General features: G+C 66.8%; 5 protein-coding genes. 2 read left to right on the forward strand and 3 right to left on the reverse strand.

The genetic code is table 11. From position 1 onward, the window contains the following. Positions 1 to 159 precede the first annotated feature (159 nt). On the forward strand, positions 160 to 1326 hold the full coding sequence (locus Q4F91_RS12390) for a lipopolysaccharide assembly protein LapB (protein ID WP_303338037.1): 1167 nt from the start codon (positions 160 to 162) through the stop codon (positions 1324 to 1326). 210 nt (positions 1327 to 1536) lie between these two features. Further along, on the forward strand, positions 1537 to 2442 hold the full coding sequence (htpX, locus tag Q4F91_RS12395) for a protease HtpX (RefSeq protein ID WP_303338038.1): 906 nt from the start codon (positions 1537 to 1539) through the stop codon (positions 2440 to 2442). Between the two features lie 89 nt (positions 2443 to 2531). Here htpX and Q4F91_RS12400 read toward each other — a convergent pair whose 3' ends face one another. The 3 genes from Q4F91_RS12400 to Q4F91_RS12410 form a co-directional block, all read right to left on the reverse strand. Further along, the gene (locus tag Q4F91_RS12400; protein WP_303338039.1) at positions 2532 to 3308 is read right to left on the reverse strand and encodes a radical SAM protein; all 777 of its coding nucleotides are present in this window, start codon (positions 3306 to 3308) and stop codon (positions 2532 to 2534) included. Positions 3309 to 3447: 139 nt separating this feature from the next. After that, on the reverse strand, positions 3448 to 4863 hold the full coding sequence (locus tag Q4F91_RS12405) for an MATE family efflux transporter (protein WP_303338040.1): 1416 nt from the start codon (positions 4861 to 4863) through the stop codon (positions 3448 to 3450). 8 nt (positions 4864 to 4871) lie between these two features. Further along, positions 4872 to 6590: a glycosyltransferase family 39 protein gene (locus Q4F91_RS12410; protein WP_303338041.1), complete on the reverse strand. Its 1719-nt coding sequence runs from the start codon at positions 6588 to 6590 to the stop codon at positions 4872 to 4874. Positions 6591 to 6719: the final 129 nt, after the last annotated feature.

Raw genomic sequence — 6719 nt, forward strand, 5'->3', positions numbered from 1 at the left:
TTTTTTTTCGTCTGTCGGTCCGAGGGGAGGGAGCGGCAGGATTTTGTGATATCCCCTTGTCGCTGTAAAATTGCAAAATTCCGTCTTCTGCACGCGCAAATCGTCCGATATTGCGTGTCTGACAGGCAGATGACGCCCTTACACCGATCCTGGTCCGCCATGGAATTAGATTACTGGTATCTGCTGTTCGTTCCGATCCTCTTCTTCGCCGGCTGGTGGTGCCGGGGATGGGATCAGCGGCAGCGGGGCGGCGCCGCGAAGGTTCCCGAGGTCTGCTCGCGCGGACTCGCGCTTCTTCTTGACGGCGCGCCCGACAAGGCGATCGACGCCTTCATCGAGGTCGTGCGCGTGGACCCCGAGCTCACGGAGCTCGAGCGCGTGCTCGGCAATCTGATGAGGAGCCGCGGCGAGTTCGAGCGAGCAGTCCGCCTTCACCGTCACCTCTACAACCGCGCGGACCTCTCGGACGAGGAGCGCGCGCTCGCGCTGAAGGAGCTCGCGCGCGACTTCCTCTGCGCCGGGTTCTTCGACCGCGCCGAGGCCGCCTACCGCAAGCTCTCGAACGTCCCCTCCGAGCACCTGCATGCGCTGAGGGAACTTCTCAAGATCTACGTCACCGAACATGAATGGGCCGCCGCCACCGAGACGGCGAGGCTCCTTGAGACCCAGGCCGGGGAGAACCACGCCAACGAGATCGCGCACTTCTACTGCGAGCGCATCGACATTGCGCTGCGCATGAAGAAGGTCGAGGAGGCGAGGCTCCTCGTTGAGCCGCTCCTGCGCTACCGCGACGCCACTCCGCGCGTGCCGATGACGATCGCCAAGGTCGCGGTCGCCGAGGGCGCGGGCGAGGAGGCCGTCCGCTGGTGGAAGGACGTGATCGAGAAGACGCCGGACTACGCGCCGCTCGTGCTCGGGCACCTCGCCGATGCGATGGCCGCCGCGGGCAACCAGGCCGGCGCCGTGGACCTGCTCCTCGAGCTCACCGAGAAGGTGGGCACGGCCGACGTGCTCGAGGTGGCCTTGAGCCGCATCGCCGGCTGGAAGGGCGTTCCCGCCGCCGAGAAACTCGCCCGCGAGATGCTCGAGAAGCACCCGAGCCTCTCGGCCTACATGGCTATGATGCAGATGCGCCTGAAGGGCAACCCCGAGGACGAGATGACGAAGCTCGTCGCCGGCCTTCTTGAGCGCAACGCCCGCAAGTGGTCGCGCCACCAGTGCAAGCGCTGCGGCTTCCTCGCCTCGTCCTTCTCCTGGCACTGCCTCGGCTGCGGCGCCTGGGACAGCTTCTCGCCGCGCCGCATCGAGGACACCCGCCGCGGGTGAGTCAGCAGCGACACATACCGCCCATTTGTTACAAACAGGCCTCCCCTCAGGGGGAGGCGCCAATTTGCGTGATCGTAAAATTGTCTGACGCGGGCGGAAAAAGAAGCCGCCGGCATCAGACCCGGTCCTCCGCTCCCTCGCCGGCCATCCTCTCCCAGAGGGGATCCTGCCGGAACAGTCACCAGACCTCATACAAGGAAAAAAACAGCCATGTTAAAGCGCATCGGCCTGCTGATTCTCATGAATCTCGCCGTGTTCATCATGCTCTCGGTGTGCCTCACCGTGATCTCGATGGTGTTCGGCATCGACTTCGGGACGATGAGCGGCAGCTCGCTCAATCTCGGAGCCCTCTTCGTCTTCTCGATGGTGGTGGGCTTCGCTGGCTCCCTCATCTCGCTCTTCATGTCGAAGTCCATGGCGAAGATGTCCATGGGCCTGCAGATGATCGACACGAACAACCCCAACGGCGCCGTCGAGCGCTATCTCGTTGACGTGATCCGCAGCGAGTCCCAGAAGGCCGGCCTGCCGATGCCCGAGGTCGGCATCTACGAGGGCGAGCCCAACGCCTTCGCGACCGGCGCCTCGCGTTCGAGCTCGCTCGTCGCGGTCTCCACGGGTCTGCTCAACCTCATGAACAAGGAGGAGGTCGAGGCCGTTCTCGCCCACGAGCTCTCCCACGTCAAGAACGGCGACATGGTCACGATGACCCTCCTGCAGGGCGTCATGAACACCTTCGTCGTCTTCTTCTCGCGCGTGATCGGCTGGGTCGTCGACCGCCAGATCCTGCGCAACGAGGAGGATGCCCCGGGCGTCGGCTACTACGTCACGAGCATGGTCCTCGACATCTGCCTCGGCTTCCTCGCCTCGATCGTCGTCGCCTGGTTCAGCCGCTACCGTGAGTACCACGCCGACGCGGGCGCCGCTGACATCATGGGTTCCACGACCCCGATGATCCGCGCGCTGCAGCGCCTGGGCGGCATCACCCCGAACGAGCTCCCCGGCGCCGTCAAGGGCTTCGGCATCTCGGGCGGCATCGGCTCGCTCTTCGCCACGCACCCCTCGATCGAGGACCGCGTCGCCGCGCTCCGTGAGCATCGCTACACGAACGCCCAGTAAGCCGTTCTGATCCCCCTATAAAAGCTCAGGGCCCCGTGGAAATGCGGGGCCCTGCTTTTTTCAGAAATCGATGAACTGACGGACGGCGATCAGTAGCTCACGGTGCACTCGAAGCCGAGCGCGCGGACGCGTTCGCCGATTTGATCGAGCTTCTCGCGCGAAGCCTTGGCGAGCGACTTGTCCGGGGTCTCGCGGTCGATCGTGTAGATCGTGACGAGCTCGGGGTTGATCGCCTTGAGCGTCTCGAGCCAGGGTTCGACGTACTCGTCGCCGGTGTTGTCGACGTTCGTGCCCTGCCACGTGCCCGTGAGAAACATGGTCTGGATGGCGCAGCGCCCGTTGAACTCCTTCATGCGCTCGATGATCGCGTCGAGGTCGTAGCGGCCCTGCGGGCGGTCGACGAGGCGGATGTAGTCGGGGTTCACCGTGTCGAGCTTGAGGAGCGGACGGTCGACGCGCTTCAGAGCCTCGAAGACCGCGGGTTTGAGGATGTAGAAGGCGTTGCAGAGCACGCAGACGTTCGCCTTCGGGCAGAAGCGGTCGCGGAGCGCAAGCACGTCGTCGACGATCCCGGCGAACTCCGGGTGCCCCGTGGGCTCGCCGTTGCCGGCGAAGGTGATCGCGTCGGGCTTGAGGTCCTGGGCGGCCATCTCGGTGAGCTTCTCCTCGAGCTTCTCGCGGACCTCCTGGCGCGCGGGCATCCTCAGGTGCGGGCGGTGGCTCATGTTGAGGCCGCACTCGCAGTAGATGCAGTCGAAGGAGCAGACCTTGCCGTCCGAGGGCAGCAGGTTGATGCCGAGCGAGATGCCGAGGCGGCGCGAGTGAACGGGGCCGAAGATCGGCGAGGGAAAGAGGATTGTGGACATGGGGTCTCTTGAGCCTCCCTTTGAGGGTGAGGCGGTTCTTGTTCTGTCGGGCAGATCAAAATAACACAGCCGCCGGAACCCGGCGGCTGCGTATTGCGGCGGAGGTCAAGGTCCTCCTTCCGGGGGAGGCGTCAGGCGCTCAGAGCTTGAGACCCGAGGCCGAGGCGATTTCCTCGGGTGTGTGGCGGTCGTCCTTCGCGAACTGGCGGCCGACCCAGATCGCCATCGCCGTGAGCGAGACGCCCGTGAGGAGGAGACCCACGGAGGTCGAGCCCCAGAAGCCGTAGACGCCGTAGGGGCCGCCCGCCCACTCGGCGCCGAAGGCGAACTGATAGCCGAGACCGAGGCCGACGCCCCAGAGCATCACGCCGAAGATGATCATCGGGGCGAAGGTGACGCGGTAGCCGCGGAGCGCAAAGCCGGAGACCGACTGCAGCGCGTCGAAGACGTGGTAGAGGCAGCCGAAGAGCAGGAGCGCCGTGGCGAGGTCATGCACCTGCGCCTCGCCCGTGTAGAGCCAGACGACGGCGTCGCGGAAGAGGTAGAGCGCAACCGAGACGATGACGGCGATCGTCACCATCACGCGCAGCGTGCGCTTGAGGCACGCGTACGCGACGCCGGGCCAGCGGGCGCCGAGGGACTGCGAGATGAGCACCGAGGTCGCGATGCCGATCGAGAGCGGGATCATGTAGCACATGCTCGTCAGGTTCGCGACGATCTGGTGCGCGGAGATGATGGTCGGGCCGAGGCGCGAGACGAAGATCGCCATCAGCGTGAAGCTCGAGACCTCGAAGAAGGTGCAGAGCCCCATCGGCACGCCGATCTTCAGCAGGTTCCAGAGGCGCTTCGCCTCGGGCATGACGAAGCCCGGCGCGTGCATCGCGCGGTAGTAGGGGTCGCGGCGCCAGATCACCCAGTACGCGATGAGCGAGAGGTAGGTGAGGACGAAGAACGAGACGCCGGCGCCCGCGCCGCCCATGGCGGGGCAGCCGAGGAAACCGTACATGAAGACGGCGTTCAAGGGCACCTTGAGGGCGAGCATCGCGAGCGAGACGTACATCGTCACGCGCGGGCGCGAGACCGCGGCGTTGAGCGAGATGTAGACGCGCGCGGCCATGGAGCCGGGAAGCGCGAGCGCGGTCCAGAACATGTACTGGCTCGCCATGCGCGCAACCTCGCCCGAGGCGCCGCCCAGCTCTATCCAGAAGTCGGTGGCCATCAGCAGCGGGACGCCGATCATCGAGAAGCAGAGCACGAGCCAGAGGCTCTGTCCGGCGTCGATGCCGATGTCGCCGAACTTGCGCGCGCCGAAGTGGTGGCCGGCGACGGGCGAGAGGCCCTGCAGGATGCCGACGAGGCCCATCAGGACCGAGATGGTCGCGGAGATGCCGAGCGCGATGGCGGCGAGGTGCTCGCGGCCGAGCTGGCCGCCCATGATGGTGTCGATCGTGCCGCTGCCGATGATGGCGATGTTCGCGATGAAGATCGGACCGGCGAGGCGGAGCATCGCCCGCAGCGAGATGTCGGGCGGGGCGAGATGAGTCGGGGTGGTCATCTGTCTGGTCAGTGGCCGGAGTTGGTTACGAGGTAGAAGGTTTCGTCGGTGTGAGGACGGGCGAGCGCGGCCGTCACCGCCTCGGCAGGGATGAAGCTGCGGTTGACGCGCACGAGTTTGAGCGAGGAGGTCTCGCTGCCGCTGGTGAAGTGCACGGGGCCGTAGTAGGCGAAGAGCGCGCGGACGCCGCCGGGGAGGCCGTCGCCGTTCACGAGCGGGTCCGGGTTCCCGGTGAGGTCACGGGCCTCGAGTGCCGCCTCGCGCGCGATCGGCGCGTAGGAGCGGGTGAGGTCGACGGCCGGGTGCCAGAGACCGAGGAAGGTGACCGCGGTGGCGGTCATGCCGGCCGCGGCGAGCCAGGGGCCGCGCCAGATGACGACCGGACGGTGCGTGAGGCGCCAGGCGACGAAGACGATCCAGAGCAGACCCGAGACGATCGCCATGAAGGGGCCGAACCCGAACTCGGGGTCGAACGTGGGCGAGAGCATCTCGATCGAACGGGCCATCTTGGGCGGGAAGTCAAGGCCCGCGGCGATCCAGTAGAGCCAGAGCGCGATCAAGGTCACGCTGAAGATCGAGATGGCGAACCAGTCGAGCAGGTTCTCGCGGTCGCGGCGCAGCGTGGTGAGGCCGAATGCGGCGAGCAGCGAGAGCCCCGGCACGCAGACGAGGAGCACCGGCTCGGCGCCCGTCTGGGTCGTGAAGAGCCCGCCCACGGCGGAGGCGATCACGAGCGTCGCGGGCACGAGGATGTGCGTGCGGTCAAGCTGGCGGCGCCAGCTGTAGAGCGCCCAGAGCGCGAGCGGCCACGCGGGCAGAAGGAACCAGAGCGTCGTGCGGCTCATCCAGAGGATGGCGGGAACGTCGGCGAGATTGAGGAGCTGCGCCTGGCCGACCGCCCATTCGCGCAGCCAGGCGAGTCCGGCCTCGGGGGCTGCGAGCGCGATGAGACCGGCCCAGAGCGCGGCGGGAAGAACGGCGCCCGCGAGCACGCAGAGGATGCGGCGGTCGCGGCTCGAGGGGAAGGTGCGCGCGAAGGCATGGATGGTCACCGCGGCGCCGAGCATCACGAGACCCGGGAGAACCGAGGTCGTGAGGGCGGTGAGGCCGGCGGTGACGCCCGTGACGAAGGCGCCGGCGCAGGGGCGGCGCAGCGTCATGGCGAGCCCGAAGAGGTTCACCGCGGCGAGCGAGAGAAGCACCGTTCCGGGCACGGGCTCGTGCTGGCGCGCGAGGATGCCGAAGGTGGCCACGAAGAAGAGGACGGCGCAGTCGGCGACGGCGCGGCCGTAGTGCTTCGGCGCCGCCTCGCCGCCGAAGGCGAAGACGACGGGCTGGGCCTCCTGCCGGCGGGCAAGCCGCCAGGATCCGTACCAGATGGCCGCGGTGGAGATGGCGAACCAGAGGAGGCTCGTGAGGCGGTAAGCGCCCACGTCGCCCGCGAGGCCCGAGAAGCACTTCATGAATACCGCGGCGATCCACGCGGGAAGCGGTCCCGTACTGGTCACCCACTCGCCCGCAATCTGCGGCATGAGCCACTCGGCGGCGCCTCCGCGCACCATCTCGAGCGCAATGCCGAAGGTCTCCGCGTCCCTGAGCGTCCAGAGGTCCTGCGACGCGAGGCCGCTCAGAATGAAGGCGGCGAGGAGCAGGAGAAGCGCGTAGCGCGGAAGTCTGCGCGCGGCCTCCTGGGAGAGAAAGGCGGGTGTCGGACGCTGTGTGAGCATGGAGAATGACGGAGGTGGAAGTGGGCGAGCCGGCCGCTGAGGGAGGCGTCAGACCGGAATCCAATTTAAGGATGCTAGTCCCTGCGGCGCAATCACACAAAAAACGGATATGAAGGTGAGCAGGTCCTT

The sequence above is a fragment of the Sutterella sp. genome, assembly GCF_030539355.1.
Lineage (GTDB): Bacteria > Pseudomonadota > Gammaproteobacteria > Burkholderiales > Burkholderiaceae_F > Sutterella.